We start from the raw sequence: 684 nt of genomic DNA, 5'->3' as shown, positions 1-684 counted from the left end.
CCAGGTGAAGCCATCGGCGTCGGGCTCGCGACCGAAATGGCCGTACGCCGCGGTGCGCTTGTAGATCGGGGCGTTGAGCTTCAGATGCTCGCGAATGCCCTTCGGTGTCAGGCGGACGAGCTGCGGCAGCACTTCCTCGATCTTGGCTTCGGTAATGCCCTCGGCACCGGTGCCATGCAGGTCAACATAGAGCGACAGCGGCTCGGCAATGCCGATCGCATAGCTCAACTGGATCGTGCAGCGGCGCGCAAGGCCAGCGGCCACGACGTTCTTCGCCATGTAGCGCGAGACGTATGCTGCCGAGCGATCGACCTTGGTCGGATCCTTGCCCGAGAATGCGCCGCCGCCATGCGGCGCTGCGCCGCCGTAGGTGTCGACGATGATCTTGCGGCCGGTGACGCCCGCATCGCCGTCCGGCCCGCCGATTTCAAACGCGCCGGTCGGGTTGATGTAGATCTTGGTCGCGTCGGTGACGAAGCCCTCGGGCAGCGTCTCGGTCAGCACGCGCGAAACGTACGCATGCAGTTCATCGTACAGCGCCGGGTTGGCATTGTCGCCCTGCAGGCAATAGCCGGCCTTGTGCTGGGTCGAGACGACCAGAGCGGTCGCGCGCACCGGCACTTCATTCTCATATTCCAGCGTGACCTGGCTCTTGGCGTCGGGCTCCAGGAACGGGGCCGCGCC

General features: G+C 65.5%; 1 protein-coding gene. It reads right to left on the bottom strand.

All coding sequences use genetic code 11. From position 1 onward, the window contains the following. The coding region (locus AACY45_RS27270; protein ID WP_339548539.1) for a methionine adenosyltransferase domain-containing protein at positions 1–684 on the bottom strand (684 nt) is incomplete at both ends.

Source organism: Pseudomonas sp. RA_35y_Pfl2_P32, assembly GCF_963970735.1.
Taxonomy (GTDB): Bacteria; Pseudomonadota; Gammaproteobacteria; order Pseudomonadales; family Pseudomonadaceae; genus Aquipseudomonas.
This window is presented reverse-complemented; position numbering and strand designations above follow the sequence as displayed.